Below are 997 nucleotides of genomic sequence, written 5' to 3' on the forward strand. Positions count from 1 at the left end.
GGTCCGGCCATCGCGGGCTGCCTCGTACTCGGTCAAGAAGGGGCACCGACCGTGCACTTTCGCGTCGCCAGGCAGTACGCCGCCGCCCACGGCCACTTCCTCTCCCCCCGACCACCGCGACGTGGGCCAGGCACCCGATCGGTGCGTGGGCAAAGAACGCGAGGGCGGCGGCGCGCAGGGCGCGGGAGAACGAGGAGCTGCGCGCGGCCGGCCGTTCTGTTCGGTCGGCGGCCGGGGCGATGTCCGTCATCGAGGAACCCGAGCCGTCGTCTCGGATATCGACGGGATATCCGATGTGATCACCCTCGCCGCTACAGTGCCGCCATGACGACCGCACCTCACCGCAGGTTCTCGGCCCGCATCAACCGAGCCGAAGCCGAGTTCGACGGACCGTTTGAGGGCATGCCCCCGCAGAGCCCCGATGCCCCGAAGCTCGCGCTCCGGGCAGATGCCCGGGCAGCGCACATCGGCGGTGTGCAGGCAGCACGTTGAGCGAAGAACCCATCTTCATCCGGAGCAAGTTGGGAACCAGCCGGTACGTCTACAACCACCGCAACCCGGTTGGTCTCGCACTCATCATCCTCACGCCGCTTGTCGCGCTCGGCGTACTGTTCGGTATGCAGGCCGAGTCGACGTGGAGTGAGGGCGAACTCCGCGACGCCGTCCGCAAAGGCGTCCGAGATCTAGGCGGCAAACGGCACTACACAAGCCTGGAGGGCAACCACGGCTACCTGATCGCGGAGGCGATCCGGGAGGGCGGCATCGGGCCAGGGCACGGCGTCGACACGCGTGAAGAGGAGGGCGGAGGCTACACGGTCAGCACTGAGGACACCGAGACGGAGTACTGCGTCCGCATCACGCTGACCCTGGACGAGCAGCCCCCCGTAGTCTTCCCAGGAGCCGAGGACCGGCCGCCCCCCGACCCGGGGATGCTCGCGTTCTACCTCTCCCACGCGACCTTCAGCAAGGGCTCTTGCCACTGACCTGGTGATCCGGG

At 68.2% G+C, this 997-nt stretch carries 2 protein-coding genes; both read left to right on the forward strand.

Annotated elements, in window-relative coordinates; genetic code table 11:
- Positions 1-324: 324 nt before the first annotated feature.
- Positions 325-492, forward strand: coding sequence for a hypothetical protein (locus EES42_RS45005; RefSeq protein ID WP_164495390.1), 168 nt, complete (start codon positions 325-327; stop codon positions 490-492).
- A complete protein-coding gene (locus tag EES42_RS30975) occupies positions 489-983 on the forward strand; it encodes a hypothetical protein (protein ID WP_124721631.1) in 495 nt (164 codons plus the stop codon). Before EES42_RS45005 ends, EES42_RS30975 begins: the two co-directional genes overlap by 4 nt.
- Positions 984-997 lie beyond the last annotated feature (14 nt).

Origin of the sequence: Streptomyces sp. ADI95-17, assembly GCF_003846175.1 — a bacterium.
Lineage (GTDB): Bacteria > Actinomycetota > Actinomycetes > Streptomycetales > Streptomycetaceae > Streptomyces > Streptomyces sanglieri.